At 41.3% G+C, this 23,009-nt stretch carries 16 protein-coding genes; 12 read left to right on the top strand and 4 right to left on the bottom strand.

Annotated features, from left to right (window positions below; translation table 11 throughout):
- Nucleotides 1–51: 51 nt before the first annotated feature.
- From dnaG to CDH51_RS04655, 5 genes are all read left to right on the top strand, one after another.
- Entirely contained in the window at nucleotides 52–1,992 is a 1,941-nt protein-coding gene (dnaG, locus tag CDH51_RS04675) for a DNA primase (RefSeq protein WP_100627466.1), read from the top strand.
- An 80-nt stretch (nucleotides 1,993–2,072) separates the two neighbouring features.
- Complete coding sequence (locus tag CDH51_RS04670; protein ID WP_198514259.1) at nucleotides 2,073–3,284, top strand: bifunctional 3,4-dihydroxy-2-butanone-4-phosphate synthase/GTP cyclohydrolase II; 1,212 nt, start codon at nucleotides 2,073–2,075, stop codon at nucleotides 3,282–3,284.
- 60 nt (nucleotides 3,285–3,344) lie between these two features.
- Nucleotides 3,345–3,995 (top strand): hypothetical protein, encoded by a 651-nt coding sequence (locus CDH51_RS04665; RefSeq protein ID WP_100627464.1) that lies wholly within the window; start codon nucleotides 3,345–3,347, stop codon nucleotides 3,993–3,995.
- Nucleotides 3,995–4,780: a 5'/3'-nucleotidase SurE gene (gene surE, locus CDH51_RS04660; protein WP_100627463.1), complete on the top strand. Its 786-nt coding sequence runs from the start codon at nucleotides 3,995–3,997 to the stop codon at nucleotides 4,778–4,780. Before CDH51_RS04665 ends, surE begins: the two co-directional genes overlap by 1 nt.
- A gap of 104 nt (nucleotides 4,781–4,884) precedes the next feature.
- The gene (locus CDH51_RS04655; protein ID WP_157807042.1) at nucleotides 4,885–6,858 is read left to right on the top strand and encodes a tetratricopeptide repeat-containing sensor histidine kinase; all 1,974 of its coding nucleotides are present in this window, start codon (nucleotides 4,885–4,887) and stop codon (nucleotides 6,856–6,858) included.
- Here CDH51_RS04655 and CDH51_RS04650 read toward each other — a convergent pair.
- The 4 genes from CDH51_RS04650 to CDH51_RS04635 form a co-directional block, all read right to left on the bottom strand.
- Nucleotides 6,826–7,707 carry a type 2 periplasmic-binding domain-containing protein gene (locus tag CDH51_RS04650; RefSeq protein ID WP_100627461.1) on the bottom strand — a complete coding sequence of 294 codons (882 nt, stop codon included), beginning with the start codon at nucleotides 7,705–7,707 and terminating at the stop codon, nucleotides 6,826–6,828. The genes CDH51_RS04655 and CDH51_RS04650 overlap by 33 nt on opposite strands.
- Nucleotides 7,700–9,025 (bottom strand): MFS transporter, encoded by a 1,326-nt coding sequence (locus CDH51_RS04645; protein WP_232724741.1) that lies wholly within the window; start codon nucleotides 9,023–9,025, stop codon nucleotides 7,700–7,702. The genes CDH51_RS04650 and CDH51_RS04645 overlap by 8 nt, the downstream gene beginning before the upstream one ends.
- Before the next feature lie 18 nt (nucleotides 9,026–9,043).
- A complete protein-coding gene (locus CDH51_RS04640; RefSeq protein ID WP_100627460.1) occupies nucleotides 9,044–11,482 on the bottom strand; it encodes a glycoside hydrolase family 31 protein in 2,439 nt (812 codons plus the stop codon).
- Between the two features lie 179 nt (nucleotides 11,483–11,661).
- On the bottom strand, nucleotides 11,662–12,690 hold the full coding sequence (locus tag CDH51_RS04635; protein WP_100627459.1) for a LacI family DNA-binding transcriptional regulator: 1,029 nt from the start codon (nucleotides 12,688–12,690) through the stop codon (nucleotides 11,662–11,664).
- A 336-nt stretch (nucleotides 12,691–13,026) separates the two neighbouring features.
- On the opposite strand from CDH51_RS04635, the gene CDH51_RS04630 reads away from it, so the two are divergent.
- The 7 genes from CDH51_RS04630 to CDH51_RS04600 all read left to right on the top strand — a co-directional run bounded on the left by CDH51_RS04630 (nucleotide 13,027) and on the right by CDH51_RS04600 (nucleotide 22,887).
- On the top strand, nucleotides 13,027–14,061 hold the full coding sequence (locus tag CDH51_RS04630; RefSeq protein WP_232724740.1) for a SusE domain-containing protein: 1,035 nt from the start codon (nucleotides 13,027–13,029) through the stop codon (nucleotides 14,059–14,061).
- A gap of 79 nt (nucleotides 14,062–14,140) precedes the next feature.
- Nucleotides 14,141–16,939 (top strand): alpha-amylase family glycosyl hydrolase, encoded by a 2,799-nt coding sequence (locus tag CDH51_RS04625; protein ID WP_100627458.1) that lies wholly within the window; start codon nucleotides 14,141–14,143, stop codon nucleotides 16,937–16,939.
- Nucleotides 16,940–16,955: 16 nt separating this feature from the next.
- On the top strand, nucleotides 16,956–18,017 hold the full coding sequence (gene fbaA, locus CDH51_RS04620; RefSeq protein ID WP_100627457.1) for a class II fructose-bisphosphate aldolase: 1,062 nt from the start codon (nucleotides 16,956–16,958) through the stop codon (nucleotides 18,015–18,017).
- A 67-nt stretch (nucleotides 18,018–18,084) separates the two neighbouring features.
- Complete coding sequence (locus CDH51_RS04615; protein WP_100627456.1) at nucleotides 18,085–19,635, top strand: alpha-amylase family glycosyl hydrolase; 1,551 nt, start codon at nucleotides 18,085–18,087, stop codon at nucleotides 19,633–19,635.
- Nucleotides 19,636–19,847: 212 nt separating this feature from the next.
- Nucleotides 19,848–21,014, top strand: coding sequence for a glycosyltransferase family 4 protein (locus tag CDH51_RS04610; protein WP_100627455.1), 1,167 nt, complete (start codon nucleotides 19,848–19,850; stop codon nucleotides 21,012–21,014).
- 101 nt (nucleotides 21,015–21,115) lie between these two features.
- Nucleotides 21,116–22,252: a DegT/DnrJ/EryC1/StrS family aminotransferase gene (locus CDH51_RS04605; protein WP_100627454.1), complete on the top strand. Its 1,137-nt coding sequence runs from the start codon at nucleotides 21,116–21,118 to the stop codon at nucleotides 22,250–22,252.
- A gap of 2 nt (nucleotides 22,253–22,254) precedes the next feature.
- On the top strand, nucleotides 22,255–22,887 hold the full coding sequence (locus tag CDH51_RS04600; protein WP_100627453.1) for a sugar transferase: 633 nt from the start codon (nucleotides 22,255–22,257) through the stop codon (nucleotides 22,885–22,887).
- The last annotated feature ends 122 nt before the right edge of the window (nucleotides 22,888–23,009 follow it).

Below are 23,009 nucleotides of genomic sequence, written 5' to 3'. Positions count from 1 at the left end.
AGAAAAGGCCATCAATTCCACGCACTGGATTAACTTTGTCAATCTAGATTTATGGGAATTAGCAAGCATACCACCGATAAGGTCAAGGACAGAATGGACATCGAGGAGGTGATCTCTGATTATGTCCCACTTAAGCGCAAAGGTCAGAATCTCTGGGCCTGCTGTCCTTTCCATGGTGAAAAGACCCCGTCTTTTTCTGTTTCACCTGCCAAGCAAATCTACAAATGCTTTGGATGTGGGAAGGCTGGTGACCCCATCCAATTTGTCATGGATATTGAAGGCTTAGGTTTTCAGGAGGCTGTTAGGCATTTGGCTGGGAAATATGGTATCGAGGTAGAGGAAGAGGAAGCTCAGACACCAGAGCAGGAGCAGGCCCAAAGTGAAAGAGAAAGCTTACTGATTGCACTCGGTTTTGCCCGGGACTTTTTTGTCAAAAATCTAGAAACTGCAGAAGGCCGATCCATCGGGCTGAGTTACTTCAAGGAGCGGGGTTTTGGACCTGAGATTATCCAAAAGTTTGATTTAGGGTACGCATTGGATGGATGGGATAATCTTCTGAATGCAGCTAAAAAAGCTGGTTTTCAGGAAGATATTTTATTGAAAGCTGGTCTCATCCTCGAAAAGGACGGGGATCCGTCTCGCAGATATGATCGTTTCCGTAATCGGGTCACTTTCACTATTCACAATATCAGCGGAAAGCCGATCGCTTTCGGAGCCAGGATTCTGACCAAGGATAAAAACCAGCCCAAATACATCAATTCACCCGAAACGCCTGTCTACCACAAAAGCGATGTGCTCTATGGCATGTTTCAGGCAAAGAAATCCATCAGGGAAAAAGACAATTGCTTTTTGGTGGAGGGATATACAGATGTGATATCGATGCATCTTTCGGGGATCGAAAATGTCGTGGCTTCGTCAGGTACCTCCCTCACCGAAGGTCAAATAAAACTGATCAAACGCTTCACCGATCAGGTTACCGTATTATACGATGGGGATGCCGCCGGTATTAAAGCTTCACTCCGCGGTATAGATTTACTTTTGGAAGGTGGCTTGATTGTCAAGGCTGTCGTTTTTCCAGATGGAGAAGATCCGGATAGCTACTCTCGAAAGGTAGGATCTCAGGCATTTCAAGATTACTTGGCTGCAAACGCCAAAGACTTTATCGGTTTCAAGATCAACTTGTATCGGGATGAATACGAGCGGGATCCAATACGCAAGGCAGAGGTGATCCGGGAGGTCGTCCAAAGTATTGCCAAAATACCAGATCCGATCATCCGATCAGTTTATTCCAAAGAAGCTGCCTCGCTATTGGATATTGAGGAAGGAATCATCTATGCAGAGGTCAATAAAATCCTGCTCAAGGTACAACGGGATTATCATCGAAAATCAGAAGAAGTAGCGCAACAAGAAGCTGCGGTTGAAGACTTACTTTCAGTAGAGCAGGAGGGTTTTTCGGTTTCTGAGGCTCTTCAAATCCAAGAAAGGGAATTGATTCGTCTTCTATTGAATTATGGACTAAAAGAACTCGATGGGGAATCTTTGAATCTTTGCCAGTACCTACTTGCTGAAACAGAAGACCTTACCATCCACCATCCGCTTTATGCTAAAATTTTGGACCTTTTCAGACAGAATTTAGTAAATGGTCAGGTAGTGGATTCGGATTATTTCTTGACTTTGGATGATGTAGAAATTCGAAATGAGGTCATCGATTTGATTACTCCACGCAGAGAAGCATCGGTGCATTGGACTGATAAATTCCAGATTTTTATCCCAAAAGAAGAAGATGATCTTACATTGACGAGTTATAAGTCCATCCTGAGGCATAAACGCAAGTTCGTTCTGAAAATGATGGACGAGGCACTACAGAAAATCAAAAATGCTCACTCGGAGCAGTACACAGACGAGCAAATTACCGAGCTTCAGGAGATTTATATGGGATTGAAGCAAGTACATATACAGATTGACCGGGAACTGGGGATAGTTATTGGGTAAACCAAACTTTCTTTGGCAATGGTCTGTTTTAGAATCGAAAGGACGTAAATTTGTCCACTCATTTATTCAAAAAATTATCCGTGGAAAATTATCAATTGGACTCCATTGAGGAAGCCATCGAAGACATAAAGGATGGAAAGGTCATTATCGTAGTAGATGATGAGGACCGTGAAAACGAAGGTGATTTCGTATGCGCTGCAGAAAAAGTTACCCCTGAAATCATCAACTTCATGGCAAAGCATGGCCGTGGTCTTATCTGCGCGCCTCTGGTGGAGGATCGTTGTGAGAAACTTGGCCTGGAGCTCATGGTTGGTCATAATACAGCAGCCTTTGAGACACCTTTTACCGTTTCAGTCGATTTGATTGGGCATGGATGTACCACAGGTATTTCAGCATCGGACCGGGCAAAAACCATTCAGGCTTTGGTGGATGATGCGATTGACCCTAGTGAATTAGGGAAGCCAGGACATATTTTTCCACTGAAAGCCAAGCGAGGCGGAGTACTTCGTCGTGCAGGACATACAGAGGCAGCTATCGATTTTGCACGTTTGGCAGGTCTCAAGCCAGCAGGTGTCCTTGTGGAGATTATGAATGAGGATGGTACCATGGCTAGACTGCCTGATTTGGTCGAGGTTGCTAAGCAATTCGATTTGAAATTAGTATCGATCAAGGATTTGATTGCGTATCGAATCAAACATGAATCCCTGATTAAGCGAGAAATAGGTGTTGAAATGCCTACCACTTGGGGAAACTTTGATTTGATTGCATTTAGACAAACAAATACGCAAGAAATCCATCTTGCGCTAATCAAAGGAACTTGGACGAAGGATGAGCCAATCATGGTTAGAGTGCATTCTTCCTGTGTGACAGGGGATATATTTGGAAGTTGTAGATGTGATTGTGGTCCTCAACTTCACGCAGCTATGGAAATGGTAGAAAAAGAAGGAAAGGGGCTGATTCTCTATATGAACCAAGAAGGCCGTGGTATTGGTTTGATCAATAAACTGAAAGCCTACAAGCTTCAGGAGGAAGGCATGGACACTGTGCAGGCCAATTTAGCATTGGGTCTTCCTATGGACAGCAGGGACTATGGAGTAGGTGCCCAGATTCTCAGAGACTTGGGTGTGGGAAAAATCCGATTGATTTCGAATAATCCGCAAAAACGGGTAGGTCTGATTGGATATGGTTTAGAGATTGTGGAGCAGGTACCCATCGAAATCGCTCCAAATCCTCACAATGAGAATTATTTGAGAACCAAACGAGATAAAATGGGACATAATATTCTCAAGTAGTTCAAAAAATTCTTTGAGAAAGATCATAAACTGAACACGATCAAAATCGTATCTTAAGATATGAATAAGATAATTAAATCATATATCCTTACTCTAGCACTCATACTTATGAGTGGTAGCTTACTGATTGCCCAAAATCAATTTCCCTCCCAGATTTGGCATAAAGGAAATATTCATACTACCGATGGTCAAGTCTATTCAGGCTTGGTGAAATATGACTTGGATAATAATCTCGTGCAGTTGCAGGTAGAGACCATCGCGACTTTCACGGCTTCCAACGTGACTTATTTTGAAATCTTGGATGATATCTACGGTGGACTTCGAAAATTTTACAGCCTTCCATATTCACTGAATGGCGACTATGAGACGCCTATATTCTTTGAGGTGCTTACAGAAGGAGAGGAAATCGCACTCTTATGTAGAGAATATATTGCCACGGACTCAAGAAACATGAATGCCTGGGGACCCGTGGGAATGAATCCATTCTGGGGACCACAAAATATGATTGGTTATCGTTTAGCCTTCAATTATTATTTTTTCAAAGACAATCAAATCCAACGTTACAGCATGAAGAAAAAGGATCTTTTTGCGATGCTTCCAGGTCATGACGATGAAATAAGTCTTTTTATGAGGAAAAATCGTCTGGAGCACGATAAGCGAGGAGATTTGCTTCGAATTGCTGCTTATTACAACGAATTGAACAAAAACTAATGTCAAGACCGCTTATTCTCGTCTCAAATGACGATGGAATTACCTCAAAGGGGATTCGAGTTCTCGTATCAGTAATGAAAAAATTGGGTGAAGTGGTAGTTGTCGCGCCAGATAGCCCTCAGTCTGGAATGGGACATGCCATCACGATTGGAGAAACTCTGCGTCTCTATGAGGAGGAGATTTTTGAAGGTGTAAAAGCCTACAGTGCCAGTGGAACTCCTGCTGATTGTGTGAAGCTCGCCAAGCATTATGTGCTCAAAGACCGTACTCCAGATTTGGTTGTCAGTGGGATCAATCACGGCTCCAATACTTCCATTTCAGTGCTATACTCTGGCACGATGTCGGCTGCTATCGAAGGAGCATTGGAAGGGTATCCCTCCATTGGTTTTTCTCTTTGCGATTATTCATCTAAAGCAGATTTTTCGCATGTGGAGGCCTGGGTTGAGAAAATTGCTACTCAGGTTTTGGAAAGAGGGCTTTCAAAAGGAGTTGCTTTGAATGTGAACTTTCCTCCAAAGCAAAATGAAGAAATCAAGGGTATCAAGCTTTGTAGACAGGCTGATGCAAAGTGGCAAGAGGAGTTCTCGGAACGTTTCGATCCTAATGGAAGAAAGTATTTCTGGATGGCAGGTAATTTTGTGAATTTTGACAAAGGAGAAGATAATGATGAATGGGCTATTGCCAATAATTATGTTTCGATAGTTCCTTGTCAATATGATTTGACAGCCCATCATGCCATCAGCAGAATGAACAAAGATTGGGACTGGGAATATTTAAAAAAGTAAAGTCCATTATACTTAAATCCTATAAAAGAGATTTTCGCGCTGGCTGAAAAAAGAATTTCACATTTATTGGATATCAGTATCTTTATAAGCAAAATCCATTGTTTGTGAGTTATAAGCTTTACAAAAAACTCCTATCTCTTTGTTTTCTGGTCTTTGCAAGCATTCCACTTGGACTGGCCCAGCAAGTTAATGTAGATAGTTTAAGAAATCTTTTGCCTTCTCTCAATTCAGAGAGCCGAGTTGATGTGCTTAATCAATTGGGAACGGAGCTCCGGGAGCGGTCACAGCAAGAGGCTATGGACTATTCCTTTGAGGCCGATTCGATTGCAAAGGAAATTCAATATTTATCAGGAGAAGCTAGAGCCAAGGAAAATATAGGATGGATAAATTATCGTCGTGGAAAATGGCAAACTGCTTTTGAATATTCTGAAACTGCTTTTGGTCTTGCCACTCAAATCAACGATTCGCTCCAGATTGCCAGGATCCTAAATAACATTGGAGCTCTTTACTTCGAGCAGCAAAATTTCAAAATGGCCCTTCTCCAATTTCAAAATGCCTATGACGCAGTAGAGGGCAAGGATGATCTTTACACACAGATTAGGAGCTTAAACAACTTGGCTTATATCTACAGTCAATTAGGCAATTATGACTCAGCTTTATTTTTTGCAAAAAAGGCTATAAACATCAATGAAGCTTCCGGATCGCCTTATCTCACATCTTTTTCCAACCGGGTGATAGGGGATGTCTACCTTTCCCAAGGATACCTAGACAGTGCTTCGATCATTTTTGAGAATTCACTAGATATGGCACGCAGACAGGGTTTGAGTACAACTCTAGCAAGTGTCATGCATAGGCTGGGAGATACGTATTTGCGAAAAGGGGAACTAGACAAAGCGGAAGCAATCCTACTAGAGGGAGTTGAAGTCTCAAAAGCTAATAATTTCAGGGATGAGCTTGCAAAGTCTCATAAATATTTGGCAGAGCTCTATGAGCAAAAAGGAAATTTAAGAATGTCATTGCAGCATCTTAATTCCTATGTAAGCATCAATGATTCGCTTACCAATAAAATGAATCAGGATCGGATTTCATTGATGCAGGGGATGTTTCAGGATAATCTTGAAAAATCAGAAGTGGAGTTGCTAAAAGCTCAAAATCAAAATCAGGCGGACAGGCTTGCCTTTATCAATCGGATCGTTTGGATCATGAGTATTGCAGCCATAATTGTATTGGTTCTTGGTTTTTGGGTGGTAAAGTTCAATTTGGATATACGGAAAATCAATGCAGACTTAGTAGCTCAGCAGCAAAAGATAGCCTCACAAAATGCTGACCTGGAAAGGAAATCCGAACAGCTTCAAACGATTAATGAAACAAAAAATAAGTTGTTTTCTATATTAAGTCATGATTTGAAAGGTCCTATCGCTTCCGTGAAAGGCTTGATCGATATGACAGTGGGTGGTGATATTTCCCAGGAAGAATTTTTTGAAATATTAAACACCTTGAAAAAGGATGTGGACTCTGTCCATTTCACACTTTCCAACACACTGAATTGGTCGCTTTCACAGATGGAAGGGTTTAAGTTAAATCCAGTCAAAGTGAACCTTAACTCACTATTTAAAAATACAGAGCACTTACTGTCTAGACAGATACAATCCAAGTCCTTACATATCAAAAATGAACTTCCTGAAGATCTTGACTTGATGATTGATCAGGATTTAATCGAAGTCGTGATGAGGAATATCTTAAGCAATGCGATCAAATATTCCCCAGAAAATGGAGTGATTCGTTCCTTTATCAAGGAAAATCAAAGCTCGCTAATTTGGTGTGTCGAAGATGAAGGAAAAGGAGTGAACCCTGAGCAAATCAGTCAGATTTTGAGGGAGGACTATTCAATAACCCAATCTAAGCCCGGTACTCAAAAAGAGAAGGGATCTGGTTTAGGACTACAGGTTTGTAAAGAATTTGTGAGGATGGTGGATGGAAATCTTTCTATTGAAAACATCTCCGGTAAAGGTGCTCGGGTATGTGTTCATTTTCCTGCCTCACTTTTAATTAGTGAGACGAATTCGGTCTTTAGCTAAAAAGGCTTTCGGGTTAATTTTTTCCGTAAAAATTCCCAATTCTACCATTTCCTCCATCGCTTGATTTAAGGTATTGGTATCAATAATTGATTCGGTTTCCCATTCGGTTTGTACCAGCCATTCAGAGACTTGTTCTTTGTCCAAATGATATAAACTGGAGATTTCTTCTGCTAAATTAGGGGCTTTTTGTAGGGAATTGGATAGCTGGTAAACTTGGTCGCGTAGGTCAAATATCAAATCTCCATACTGGTCAATGACTTCCTGCCTGCAACTTATTCCAAAACAAGGCCATGGACTGGGCACTTCTCCGATTCTTCTAAGTTGACCGGACTCTACCCAAGGCATGGTGGTATATTTTTCCCAAAGAAACATCGCATCAGGATCTGACTTGTATCGACTCAGTGCCCCATCAAGGTTATCTACTATCTCAAATTGCAGATCTTTGGAATTCCAATTTTCCCGTTTCGCCAAAACGTAGGCCATAAGGTTTGATCCTGAACCGAGTCGGCTAATATAAAATCTTGGATTTTGAATATCCTGAAGGCTTTTATACTTGCTTTGGCTTCCAACGTGGATTCCCCAGATGAGGGGAGATTTGACATGAAAGCCAATTAGTTTCGAAGAGTTGCCTTGTTGATGGTCTTTAAGGAAGCTCTCTGTAAGCACTATAGCAATGTCCGTTTCACCATTTCGGAGTGCTTGGTTCATTTGGCCGGATCCACGAGACTCATCTATCCACTCCAATCGGACCTGCCTTTCAAGGAAGGGTTGCTGATTTACGATTTTTCTCCAGGGAAGATTGAAATGCTCGGGTACACCTGTAATCCGAATGATGTTTTCTTTAGTCATGAATAGCCTTCTTGTCTGTAATCAGAAGATTGGAAAATCCAGCCAAAATTAACATAGTTCCCGCCAAAAGCATGGTATTGATCACAGCTTCTCCAAAGAAGAATTTGTAGAGGAAATTCACTCCGCCTAAAGCGGCTATGATCTGCGGAATCACAATAAACATATTGAAAATCCCCATGTATACTCCCATTTTTCGTGGGTTTACAGAACTAGACAGCATCGCGTAAGGCATTGACAGGATACTGGCCCATGCTATTCCCACCAGAGAAAAACTAATATGAAGCATCCATGGCTCTGAAATAAAATAAATCAGAATAAATCCCATCCCGCCTGCTATCAAGCTACCTAGGTGAAGTAAGCGACGATTTATCCTTATTCTGCTAGCTACAAAGGCCAAAATCAAAGCATAAATCATAGAAACCAACCCATAGGTTCCCAGATAATTTCCTACGCTGTCAGCAGCATCATTGTAAGCTGCTGAGGTGGTGTCTGTCGCACCAAAAACATGCTCCGTGATAGCAGGAGTAGCAAAGCTCCACATCGTGAAAAAAGCAAACCACGAAAAAAACTGAACCACGCCCAGCTTTTTCATCACAGAAGGCATTCCGGCGATATTTTTAAATATTTCCTTTACACCAGCCATGAAACCGCTACTGTCAGCTTTTTCCTTTTCAAATTCCTCCATATTCTCAGGAGGATATTCTTCCGTAGTCAGAATGGTATACAAAATGGAAGTAAAAAGTACCAATGCACCAATTCCGAAAGCATATTTTACAGAATCAGGGACCACTCCCTCAGGAGCAGTGTTTGGAACGCCCATTTGGGTCATCATCCATGGAAGATTGGATGCCACCCATGTTCCAATGCCGATGATCAAGGTTTGGACTACGAAGCCATAAGATCGCTGAGAGTCGGGAAGCTTGTCAGCAACAAGAGCTCGGAAAGGCTCCATGCTGATGTTGATGGAAGCATCCAAGATCCAAAGTGCTCCTGCTGCCATCCAAAGTGCCGAAGAATAAGGTGCAAAGAAAAGCGCTACGGTACTTAGAACAGCTCCGATGAAAAAGAAAGGTTTTCTTCTTCCAAATTTCGGATGCCAGGTTCGATCACTTAAATAGCCAACGATTGGCTGCACCAATAAACCTGTCAAAGGAGCAGCAATCCAAAGAAAAGGAATGGTGTCCTTATCAGCCCCAAGAGTTTGAAATATGCGGGACATAAACCCGCCCTGGAGGGCAAAGCCAAATTGGATACCCAAAAATCCGAAACTCATGTTCCAGATTTGCCAGAAACTTAGGCGTTTTTTTTGTTCGGTCATGCTGGGTTTATTTATGAATCAAAAAAGTCCTGAGATTTTAATTTCCTCTTTATCGTTTTTGATTTTAATGGTCTTGAGATTTTTGATTTCGTGGTATGGGTGTTCTTGCTCCGGTAGAGGGTCAAACTCAGTCAGCTTGCCAATAAAGGCAAAGTCTTTTTCTTCGACCTTGTGAGACTTTTCATTTACTGTGACCGTTTCCAACTGAAATCCATGGAAGTAGAATTCAATTTCTGAATAAGCTGAGCCTAAGTTTCCACTTGGCTTACCGAGATTCAATTCCATTTTCTCTGGATCATAGCTCATTTTTCTTTCCAAAAATTCACCACTTTGATAGTTGGTAGAAAGCCCGTCATCTTCGTAGTGAATAAACTCACTTCCCAATCCGCCTTTGTAAATGTGTACCCTTAGCACTCCATCATTAATTTGACTGGTATTAGACACTACATTTTGCATGGTGAAAATACTTCCGGCTTTTACTAACACTGGGAGGTAATTTAGAGGGCAGTCAAGATATATTTCTTTCTTTCCAGCGTAAAATTCGTCGGTATATAGATAGTACCAGTCATCTTCCGGGAGATATACTTTAGTGATCTCTTTGGTGCTTTCCACTGGTGCCACCAAGAATGAATCACAGAATAGGTATTCGTTTTCGTACGCCGAATGATATACTTTTTGATCAAGTGGGTAGTCGATAGCGAGACTTGCACAAATGGGTAAACCCGTTTGAGTGCTAGAATAGAATTTGGAGTAAATCGTAGGCAACAAAGCATATCGAAGCTTCATGTAGTTCCTGGATATCTCTTCCACCTCTTCGCCAAAAGCCCAAGGTTCGGCATCGCTACTATTGATCATGGAATGAGCCCGATAGAAAGGAGAGAATGCACCTATACTCATCCATCTTGCGAATAAAGATTTACTGGCTTCTCCTGCAAAACCTCCCACATCATATCCTGCAAATGACACACCGCTAATTCCTAGGCTATTCACCAACCGGACTCCGGCAAGCATGTGTTCTTCACTTGCGACATTATCACCTGTCCAAGCAGCTGCATAGCGCTGTATTCCGGCAAATCCAGAGCGAGTTAAGACAAAAGGTCTCTCTTCTGGGGAATTAAACTTTGAGCCTTCTTGTGCACTTCGAGCCATCTGCATCCCGTAGATATTTCTTGCCTTCCGATGGGAAGCGCCTTCACCCTCAAAATCAAATTCGATCAGATTGGGAGTAAATTGACCCCAAGAGGCTGGCTCATTCATATCTGTCCAGAAGCCATCCACTCCGGCATCAGTGTAAAAAGCCATTTTCTCTGCCCACCATTCCCGAGTTTCACTTTTGGTAAAATCAGGGAAGGCGCACCAGCCCGGCCATACTTGACCTTGGTACTCGGCCCCATCCGGGTATTTGACAAAAAGGCCTTTCGACTGTCCCTCCTGATAGGGTAGATAGTTTTCTTCGGCTTTGATTCCGGGATCCATGATGACAATCACTCGGAAACCAAGACTTTTGAGGTGCTTGATGAGGCTTTTAGGGTCAGGAAATTTTTCTCCATCAAATGTAAAAACCTTATAAGCTTCCATGTGATGGATGTCAAGGTAGATCACATCTGCGGGCATGTCCTTGTCTCGGAAGGTTTTTGCCAAAGTCAGGACTTCAGAATCAGGGTAATAGCTATATCTACACTGCTGAAAGCCCAAAGACCAAATCGGCGGAAGTTCCATTCGACCTGTAAGATTGGTAAATTCTGAAATGATCCCTGATACTGATGCTTGGTGGATGAAGTAATAATCCATGTCTCCATCTTCAGCGCCAAAGTACATGAAGCGATTGGTGCTTGCCCCAAAATTGAAAACGGACTTGTGCGTATTATCAAAGAAAATTCCGTATTGACCTTTGGAATGAATTCCTACATAGAAAGGGATACTCATGTAAAGTGGATCATCTCCCACACCATAAGCGAAGTAATCCGTATTCCAATTGGTGAAGGCTTTACCGCTTCGGTCTAGACCGCCAGTTTTTTCTCCTAAGCCAATGAATCGCTCACCTTCTTGTACTTTCTTGTAGCAATTCACCTCAGTACCTATCCAAGCTGTTCCCAAAGTATCATTCTCATTGAGGAGATGGCCTTGGCTGTCATAAAATTTTATTACTCCATTGACTTTATTTAGCTGGACCTTTAGGGTTTCAGTTTGGAGATGTAGATATTTTTCTTCCTCTTCTATATCAAAAGCATAAAATGGGTCGCTTTTGATCACGGAATAGGGGTTCTCTTCAAAGGATTCGGATTGGCTAATTTGAATTCTAGCGATTGCTTCGTTGGAAAAAGTAATGCGGAAGAATCCTCGCTGAAAACTCCCTTTTATTCCTTCTTCGATTTGCTCCCAAGAAATTACAGAACCACATCCTTGGTGTTTGGAAGAAGAACTGAAGATTTGTTTTTGAGTTTGCTCTTGTTGCATGTACGGTAATTGACTGATTCTGCTAAAACGCTAATTTATAAACCTTACCGATAGGAAAAATGAAATCAAAGAAGTGGCAAAGAGGCGTTTAAACTCAATCAAGTTGGAAATGCTGCATAACGATTAAAATATCCCTATTCAATCGATTGCACATTTTTTTCTAAAATTTTTAAAAAAAATCAGCGAACAGATGATTTTCGGATCAAAAGTTCGGTAGGAAGTGTAATCGACTCTTTTATATCTTCTGGATTGATCTTTTTCTCAATTAAGTCAAGAAGTAATTGGGTAGCTTTTGCACCCATTTGAAACCCAGGTTGGGCTACAGAAGAAAGCCCTGGATCAATCATCGAACAAAACTGCCAATTCGAAAAGCCAACCACACCAATGTCCTCAGGTACTCTCAATCCCAAATCCTTACAGGCCAACATCGCCCCGACTGCGGCCATATCATTGTTTCCAAAAAAAGCATCGGGTCGTTCTTCCATCGATTCAAGCAGCTGTCTGGTTGTTTTCCTGCTTTCATCATCAGTCCCGAGTGGACATTCTACAATAAGTGCATCATTGATTTCAATTCCATGTGCGAGCAATGCATCCTTATATCCTCGTATCCTTTCGGTGCTGATGGTTAGGTTTTTTGGTCCTGATAGGTGGACAATGCGTTTGTATCCTTGTTGAATCAGGTGACTGACTGCATCAAATGACCCCTTATAATCATCCACGGTGACATTGACAGCATGGGGGATTTGCGGTACTCGATCAAAAAACACAATGGGATAGCCTTGATCCAATAACTTAGAAAAATGCTCAAAATCCTCTGTTTCTTTCGAATGGCTGACCAGAAATCCATCGATTTGATTGGATAGCATGGTGTCAATGCTGGATTTTTCCCGGTCCAGTTTTTCATTGGTTTGGGTCAGAATCACATTGTACCCTCTAGAATTGGCCTCCTCCTCAATTCCGGAAATCACTGTGGAAAAGAAAAAATGAACCACCTCAGGAATAATAACCCCTATCGTAAAAGAGCGACTCTTTCGAAGGGATAGGGCAATGGCATTGGGTCGGTAGTTAAGCTTTTCTGCAAGCTCCTTGACCTTTCGCTTGGTTTCGTCACTGATCCCGGGATAATCTTTCAATGCTCTCGAAACCGTGGAAGAGGAAACATTCAGTTCCCGAGCAATATCCTTGATGGTAGCTTGTCCTATTTTCATAAATTATATTATTCCGAGAATCTAAGTTAAAACAAAATCGGACTTAAATGAATAAGTCCAAAAAAGGTTTTACACTCTAATCTTTGATTTTTCTTAATTCCACCAAATTTTAATTCAAAAAATTGCGGATTATGCAAACGTTAACGCAACCGATTGCATCGAAAATAGTCCCAATATTTTTTCAAAACCTATTGCTTTGTGTATAGCCTCAAATTATCTTTTCATAAGATTATCTAGATCGGACTTGGTCTGAGAAGCTTAGAGAGGATTCTAAATTGTACTTTTCCAAGTCTGCGGTAAAATCGAAATCAAAATCAATTAACAATTCCAATTACTATGAAAATTTTAAAAAAACTAGGTTGGATGGTTGCAGTAATTCCTGCGATGTGGGCTTGTGAAAACTATGAAATGCCCCCCATTATTCCACAAACTGGTTCAACTTTGTCAAGCCCAAGCTCTGGTACTAGTCTAAGCTTGAGTGTTGATAATCCAGAAGAGTTGATTCCTTTTACTGTTACTGCCGCAGACTTCGGTATGACAGGTTCTGTGACTTACGAACTGGAGATGGATCTAGCTGGATCTAATTTCGCAAATCCAGTTTCCCTAGGTTCCTCGACTTCAAATATCATTGAAGTAATGGCGCAAGACTTAAACGATGAAGTACTTGCAAAGGGAGCTATGTTCGATACCCCTACTGAGGTAGATTTTCGGGTGAAGGCTTCAATTTCACAGCCATTATCACCAATTTTTGGTGAGTCTGTAAGACTTACCGTGACCCCTTACAATGCTGATGTAGCATTTCCAGTAATGTATGTTCCTGGTGACTATCAAGGATGGAATCCAGAAAACGAAATGACGGTGTTGAAGTCAGTTAATTTTGACAATGTATTTGAAGGATATGTACATATTCTACCTGGTGGTACTGGCGAGTTCAAGGTCAATGAAACCAATAGCTGGGATGTGAATTACGGCGATAATGGTGCAGATGGCACACTTGATCAAGATGGAGACAATATCAAAGTGACCGAATTCGGTACTTACCTGATGAAAGTAGATTTAGAAGCAAAAACTTATGAACTGAGTGATCCTTTATATTGGGGAATCATCGGTAATGCAACGCCCGGTGGATGGGATTCTGAAACGAAGATGGGCTTTAACAGAGATGAGAATGTCTTGACCATCACAGCAGACCTTGTAGAAGGGGAAATGAAGTTTAGAGCTAATCAGGACTGGGCATTCAATTTCGGAGGTGCCGATGGTGTGCTTGAGGCAGACGGAGCAAATATTGCAGTATCTGAAGCAGGAAATTATACCATCACTCTTGACTTCCGTACTCCAGGTGAAGTTCTTTACACTATGACTAAAAATTAATTCCAATCAAGATTTTTACTTACCGACTCCAAGCAAAATTTGGTTTGGAGTCGGTTTATCATTTATCAAATTCCCAAAAATGAAACCAATCAAGTGCGTCTTCACCTTCTTTCTTTTTACCCTTTTTTGGTTTCCATCTTTGGCACAGGTCACAACAGATCCTTCTGTTCCGAATGCTGCTGAGAAAATCAAAATAATCTACGATGCGTCTAAAGGAACTACTGGTCTAGCCAATTGTAACTGCGACATTTATATTCATATCGGAGCCGTCACTGAGGGACCAAATTCGACGACTTGGTCCATTGTTCCTTTTCAATGGGGGACAGCTGATCCCAATGCCAAAATGACCAAGGTGGAGGGAGAAGCCAATATCTACACCTTTGAACTCACACCCAATGACTTTTTTGACAATCCAAACGATTTAACCATTTACCGATTGGGAGCCGTTTTTAGAAATGCAGCCGGTACTCTGGAAGGAAAAACCTCCTCAAATGGAGACTTTTTTATTGACTTGGCGCAGGGATTTACTGTAAATATTACAGACCCAGCCACAAATGAGATTTCACTCGAAGTAGGAGAATCCTATACTTTCAAAGCTGAGACTTCTGCTACTTCGGATATTAGTTTTGAACTGGATGGAACTGAGGTTGCTGAAGCACAAAGCGTTAATTCGCTTTCCTACCCGTTTTCTGCCACCGAGGCGGGAACTTTTACATTGACAGCTAAAGCCGTTTTGGGTGATGAAACAGATTCTGAAGCAGTCACCATCAATGTCTTTACAGAATCAGAGCAGGCCCCACTTCCGCAAGGAACCCAGCTTGGAATCAATTATATCTCTGATACCGAAGTGATTTTAGCCTTGCAGGCTCCCGGAAAGCGAATTGCGCATGTGATTGGAGATTTTAATGATTGGAAGGTGCTGCCTGATTATCAAATGAAGAGAACTCCGGATGGAGAAATTTTTTGGTTGAAAATTTCAGGTCTTACACCACAGCAAGAATATATTTTCCAATATCTAGTCGATGCAACCATTCGAATAGGTGACCCTTATGCCGATAAAATTTCCGACCCATTTTTGGATCAGGAAATTATCGATCAAGGGCGCTATCCAGGACTCAAACCCTACCCAAGCGGTAAAACGGAGTTTCAGGCTTCTTTTCTCCAAACTGCACAAACCCCTTATGCTTGGAAAAATGTCAATTACGAAAAGGTTGACTCGGAGGAATTGGTGATTTATGAGTTGTTGGTTCGGGATTTTGATGATCGAAGAACCTACAAGGCAGTGATTGAGCGACTTGACTACTTAGAGAAATTGGGAGTGAATGCCATTCAGCTCATGCCAATTGGTGAGTTTGAAGGAAACTTATCTTGGGGATACAATCCATCCTTCTTTTTTGCGCCTGATAAGTTTTATGGTACCAAAAATGACCTCAAGCAGCTGATTGATGAGGCCCATGGTAGGGGAATCATGGTGATTTTGGATATGGTGCTGAATCATGCCTTTGGTCAGAACCCTTTTGTCCGTCTGTACAATGATGGTGACTATGGAGCTCCAACTGAGGACAATCCATGGCTCAATCGGGTGGCAAAGCATCCATTTAATGTGGGGTATGACTTCAACCACGAGAGCCCATACACGGCAGCATTTGTTGATTCGGTTAATAATTACTGGTTGACTGAATATAAATTCGATGGCTTTCGATTTGATTTGAGCAAAGGCTTTACTCAGGTCAACACAGGAGATAATGTAGGTCTTTGGTCTCAGTATGACCCTAGTCGGATAAAAATCTGGAAAGGAATTTATGATCGAATCAAGGCTAATCATCCGGATGCCTACGTTATTTTGGAGCATCTCTCTGCCAATGACGAAGAAAAAGAATTGGCCGATTACGGGATGATGTTTTGGGGTAACATGAATTTCGATTTCCGGGAAATGGCAAAAGGTGAAAATAAAGACTTTGGCTGGGCCTATCATGGAAATAGAGGTTGGAATGACCCGAATCTGGTAGCCTACCAAGAATCTCACGACGAAGAACGGGTCATGTGGGAGTCCTTAAATTTTGGAAAGACCTCGCCGGTCAATTTGAGACAGTTAGAAAATGCAGTCAACCGGAATCAGCTATTGACAGCCTTTTATTTTAGTGTGCCCGGACCTAAGATGCTCTGGCAGTTTGGAGAATTTGGCTATGATGAAGAGCTCAATAATGATCGTCTTGGCATCAAACCAACACGCTGGGAATATTTGAATGACCCTCAACGTATTCGCTTGTTCAAACTTTATCAAGAAATGATCAAGCTGAAAAAGTCGCATGAAGCATTCAATGAACCAGAAAAAACCACACTTAACCTGAGTGGGGGAGTGAAATCAATTATTTTGGAGCACCCTGATATGGATGTGGTGATCCACGGGAACTTCGGACTTGGGACTGCCGGCAATGTCCCCTTGTCATTCCCATCGACGGGGACATGGTATAACTATTTCACAGGAGAGGAATTGACTATCACTTCGACCACAGTCAATTTCAACCTTCGCGCTTCTGAATTCTTGCTCTTTACCAGCGAGCCTCTGCCAAAGCCAGAGGATGGGATTTTGCAGGAGGATTTCGTCACTTCGATTCCGGATGAAATTATTCCCGAAGGTCAATTCAATATTTATCCCAATCCGACTACCGGAAAGCTTACTGTAGAGCTTCCAGAAGAGATGAATGCTGCCAATTATCGAATTATCGACATGAGTGGAAGGGTGTTTGTGTCCGGTCAGTCACAAGACATCCGACAGAAATTAGAATTTGATTTGGGGAATATTCAAAATGGGATTTATATCTTTGAAGCGTTTGATACCAGACGAGTGCTGCATCAGCGCTTTATTAAGAGATAACCAAACCTATTAATACATGAAATTTAAACCAGGAGTAAAATACGGGGCAGAGCTTAGTGATCTTTATGCTTATGCCAAAGAAAATGAGTTTGCCTTTCCGGCAGTGAATGTGATTGGAACTAATTCGGTGAACGCCGTTTTGGAAACAGCCAAAAAGGTGAATTCTCCAGTCATTATTCAGTTTTCAAATGGTGGGGCTCAATTTTTCGCAGGAAAGAGTCTTGCAAATGACAAGCAGCAGGCTAGCATCGCTGGAGCTATCTCAGGTGCTCACCACGTTCATCAAATGGCTGAAGCATATGGCGTTCCCGTTATTTTGCACACCGACCACGCTGCAAAGAAATTATTGCCATGGATTGATGGCTTGATCGAAGCAGGGGAAGCGCATTTCGCTGCTCATGGCAAGCCGCTATTCAGTTCTCACATGCTTGACCTTTCAGAAGAGCCTTTGGAAGAAAACGTCGAAATCTCGGTGGATTACTTCAAGAAGCTGGCAAAATTGGAAATGGCGATTGAAATCGAGCTTGGGGTGACAGGTGGAGAAGAAGATGGGGTTGATAATACTGATGTCGATTCATCGAAGCTGTACACTCAGCCTGAGGAAGTCGCCTACGCCTATGAGCATCTGAAAAAAGTAAGCGATCTTTTCACCATCGCTGCAGCGTTTGGTAATGTCCATGGAGTATACAAGCCAGGAAATGTAAGCTTGAAGCCAATTATTCTCAAGAATTCTCAGGATTATATCAATGAGAAATTTGGTACAAGTGGCAAGCCATTAAATTTTGTTTTCCACGGTGGGTCAGGATCCTCTGTAGAAGAGATTCGGGAAGCCAATTCCTATGGTTCAATCAAAATGAATATCGATACAGATATGCAATGGGCTACTTGGGAAGGCGTCTTGAATTACTACAAGAAAAATGAAGGCTACCTTCAAACTCAGTTGGGTAACCCAGATGGTCCGGATAGTCCAAATAAGAAATTCTACGATCCACGTGCTTGGCTACGCAAAGGGGAGGAGAATTTTGTGAAGCGTCTGGAAATGGCCTTCGATATGCTCAATGCTATCAATAGAAACTAAATCAGTTTAAGTTCTGAAAAGTCACCTTCAAAAGTGACTTTTCTTTTTTCCCAAAAGCTCACTCATCATGAAAGCTAAATCTACTCTAATCGCACTCATTTTGTCTTTGTTCTATTTCTCTTGTAATCAGGAAAAAGAGCCGGAGGTGAAAAACTACTGGCCAAATGCAGGGGTTACCTACGAAATTTTTGTGCAGTCTTTCTATGACTCTGATGGGGATGGAATAGGAGACTTCAATGGAGTCACCGAGAAGCTGGATTATGTGCAGGAATTGGGAGCAAATGCCATCTGGTTTATGCCTATTATGCCGTCACCGACCTATCATAAATATGATGTGACGGATTATAAGGCGGTACATCCAGACTATGGGACCATGGAGGATTTCAAGCGCCTTTTAGAGGAAGCTCATCAGCGAGATATCAAAATCGTGATTGACATGATTATCAATCATACCTCTACAGAACATCCTTGGTTTCAGGAAAGCAAAAAGGGTAGAGATAACCCTTACAGAGATTATTACGTCTGGGCTCAAAAAGATACGATTGCCGATTTTTTGGATAAGAAAGTGATTACACTGGACTCCGACAATATTCGTCAATGGCATGATCCAGGATCAGGAGAGGACTACTACTATGGTTTCTTTTGGGGAGGAATGCCTGATTTGAATTTTGATAATCCCAAGGTACGGGAGGAAATCTATGAAATTGGTCGGTTTTGGCTAGAGGAGGTTGGAGTTGACGGCTTTAGACTGGATGCTGCAAAGCATATTTTCCCGGATGATAGACCTTTGGATAATCATGAGTTTTGGAAAGAGTTTCGTGCTAAAATGGAGGCCATAAAACCAGATGTTTATTTAGTAGGGGAAGTTTATGACAAGAAAGAGATTGTAGCCCCATATCTGCCAGGTCTTCCGGCCCTTTTCAACTTTGATTTCCATTACACGCTTTTGGAAGCATTCAATACCGCTGACGGAATGCTGCTGCCCAAGAAGCAAAAAGAGATTTTGGATTTCTATCAAAATATCACTCCTGAGTTTATCGATGCGACCATTTCATCTAACCATGACCAACCTAGGCTTTTGAATGAATTGGGTGAGGACGTAGACAAGTACAAGCAGGCTATTGCAGTGATGCTTACGATGCCCGGAGCTCCTTACTTATACTATGGAGAGGAAATAGGGATGAAAGGGTTGAAGCCAGATGAACATATTCGGGAGCCATTCCTTTGGGATGTGAAAGCAAAGGATGAAGGTAGGGCTACTTGGATAGAGCCAAAATACAGTATCGATAGTGAAGTGACTCCTTTGGCTTTGCAGCGCAATGATCCTAATAGTATTTTCAATCATTACAAAAGCCTGATCAATCTAAGGAATACCTATCCAGCTTTAGCCTTAGGAAAATTGAGTCTTCCTTCAAGCGAATATCCAAAACCCATCATGGCTTACTCCAGAGTTCATGAGGGTCAAGAGATTTTCGCTGTTCACAACCTAGGAGATGAGGAAATAAGTATTGAGTTGCCGGCCGGCTTTGACAAAGTGATATTTGGGATGGGAGATGGTGTCAATCTCAACGGGACACTTACTCTTCAAAAAAATGCCTCAAGGGTTTATGTTAAATAATTCTTCTGTTTAAAATAAAAAATGTTTTATCTATTCTTTTTATACTGTTTAAAATCATAAAAAATGCATTTCAAGTCGACATAAAAACACTTTATAATTTTATTCCATTTTGTAGACTAGGTAGTATATTAATCATTTCATTATCTTTTTATTAATGAATTGGATTTTAAGTTGTTAAATCTGTACTTTTGAAAAGTGAAATACTCTATTTTATGTTATTTTTATTTGTAATTCTTACATCCCTTGCAATCGGTTTTTTAGTGATGCCAATCATTATCAAAGTGCTTTGGCGAGCCAAGATTGGAGATCAACCCGGCGGGAGGAAAATCCACAAAAAGTTCGTTCCATCTATGGGTGGTATTGGATTTTTTGTCGCTGCCTCTGCTGCTATGGCTATATGGGGTTGGCAATTCCCCCTTCCTGACATACGATATCTTTTGGGAGCAATCGGTTTAATGTTTATTGTGGGATTGCGGGATGATTTGGTGGAATTGAAGGCATCAAGGAAGCTTTTGGGTCAGCTTGTTGCGGTGGCCATGGTTGTCGTGATGGGCGATATTCGAATCAGGGACCTACATGGATTCCTTGGAATAGGTGAACTTCACCTTTTTGTCTCTTATGGATTCTCGGCGTTTGTCCTTTTGGCTTTGACCAATGCTTTCAACCTGATTGACGGTTTAGACGGCCTTGCGGGAAGCACAGGTCTGGTTGTTTCAGGGCTTTTAGGTGCTTGGTTTGCTTTTCAAGGATTGGAAAGTTATGCTGTTTTATCCTTTAGTTTTTTTGGAGGCATACTAGGTTTCTTAATCTTCAACTGGCATCCAGCTAAGATTTTCATGGGAGATACTGGTTCTTTGACCCTTGGTTTTACACTAGGAGCACTTGTTGTTGCTTTCATGGAATCCAATGCAGCACTTCCTGAAGGAGCAAGCTGGCGTTTTAGCCCAGTTTTTTCATCAGGTATAGCGCTGATGATATATCCTCTTTATGATATGGCAAGGGTATTTACTAGGAGAATCCGCAGAGGTCAAGGCCCGATGACGCCGGATAAAAGTCATGTACATCACTTTTTGATGCGTATGGGATTGAAGCACAATCATGTAGCGCTTACCTTGGTTTTTGTGCAATTGCTAATTGTAGGGTCTGTTGTTCTTATGAAAGATCTTTCTGATCATATCGTACTACCGGTAATTTCAGCGATTACTCTGGGGCTTGGTTTCAGGCTAGATCAGATAGCAGTTAAATATGTGAAAAAGAAAGTTTCCAAAGAGCCAAATATTTTGGCCAATGGTAAGAATAGCAATGGCTCAAAGAAGGGGAATCAAAAGTCAAAAGTTTCTATAAAAGATTTTGAAAACACCCCCATTAATTATAATTAACTTTCATTTTCTTTTTAGTATTAATTATTTTTTATAGCACTTGGTTGGATTTTTGTTGGATTAGTAATATGTTTCCATCAGATTCACCCCTAAGTCATTAAATGTCAAATGCTATCAAGCTTTCAGTTCCTACTTTTGGAGGAAATGAAGAGGTATATACTAAAATGGCCATAGGCTCAGGTCAACTTGCGACCAATGGAGATTTTATTGACTCATTTGAAGAAAAATTCTCAAATAAGTTATCCTCTCATGAAATCGTAGCCTTAAACTCTGGCACTAGTTCCCTACACCTTTCTATGGTTCTTTTAGGGATTGGTAAAGGGGATGAGGTTATCTGTCAGACATTTACATTCTGTGCTTCAGCAAACCCGATAATTTATCTTGGTGCCACCCCCGTTTTTGTTGATAGCGAACCTGAAACATGGAATATCTCACCAGAACTTTTAGAAGATGCGATTCTAGATCGAATAGCAAACGGAAAGAAGCCTAAAGCGATTGTAATAGTGCATCTGTTTGGAATGCCTGCCAAAATTCAGGAAATCATGTCTATTGCATCTCGATATCAAATTCCCATCATAGAGGATGCTGCTGAAGCTGTGGGTAGTACCTACCGAGGTGATTACTGTGGGACATTTGGAGATGTCGGGATCTATTCATTCAACGGTAATAAAATTCTCTCAGCCGGAGGTGGAGGGGCTTTAGTTAGTAGTAAAATTAACTTGATCCAAAGAGCAAAATACCTTTCAACTCAAGCTAGAGAGGATTTGCCTTACTATCAACATTTGGAAATTGGTTTCAATTACCGAATGAATAATCTATGCGCCTCTGTAGCTTTGGCACAATTGGAACAGCTCGACGAATTTGTGGAGAAGAGACGAGAGATTAATGCTAATTACAGAAAACTTCTTGAAGGATTTGTTGGGATTTCTTTCCAGCCTGAAGCAAATGAGTCAAAGTCAAATTTTTGGCTGACAGCCATTTTGATTGATGAAGAGGTTACCGGCTTTTCAAATGATCAGGTTCGAGTAGCTTTGATGAAGAATGACATTGAAACTCGATTTCTTTGGAAACCCCTACATCTACAACCTGTCTTTAAAGAAATCAAATACTTCGGAGGGAATGTAGCGAAAAGCTTTTTTCACAAAGGTATCTGTCTTCCTAGTTCAGTAAATTTGACTTTTGAAGATCAGGAAAGAATTGTTGACATTTTCAAGAAGGAGCTTGCTAAAACCTTTTAGCTGTGTGGTATAGGAAATTTGGGAAACGAGCTTTGGATATAATCCTAGCAGGGCTATTATTTCTAGTTCTTTCTCCCGTCTTTTTGTTTCTTTTGATTCTTTTATCAATCACGCATAAGGGTGATCCCTTTTTTAAGCAACCAAGACCAGGTAAGGGTGAGAGAATTTTTAATATTCTCAAATTTAAAACGATGACCGACTCTTGCGATGAGAGTGGGAACCTGTTATCTGATCAAGAGCGGCTTACTTCCCTGGGAAAATTTATCCGAAGGAGCTCTTTGGATGAGATTCCACAACTTCTTAATGTTCTTGCAGGCCAAATGAGTTTGGTTGGTCCCAGACCACTTTTGGTTGATTATTTAGAACTCTACAATGAAAATCAAAGAAAGAGACATCTTGTGCTTCCCGGTGTAAGTGGCTGGGCACAGATTAATGGCAGAAATACCATTTCTTGGGAAGAAAAATTCGACTTTGATGTCTGGTATGTTGAGAACTTCGGCCTATTCCTAGACCTTAAAATTTTATTTATTACTTTTTTTAATGTGCTTCAGGGAAAGGGTGTTTCACAAACGGGCCATGTAAGCATGGGAAGGTTTGAGGGTACAAGAAGCGTAAAAGCTAAAATAAGTGCCTAGAATAGAATTCAAATGCAATTTTTTCCTTCTTCGATCTAAACCGTTAATGTTTTCCGTATATCCTATTTCAATTAAGAAATATTGGAAAAGTGCAAAATAAAATTGGATCGATTTTGAAAAAA

The sequence above is a fragment of the Algoriphagus formosus genome (genome assembly GCF_002807035.1).
GTDB lineage: Bacteria > Bacteroidota > Bacteroidia > Cytophagales > Cyclobacteriaceae > Algoriphagus > Algoriphagus formosus.
This window is presented reverse-complemented; position numbering and strand designations above follow the sequence as displayed.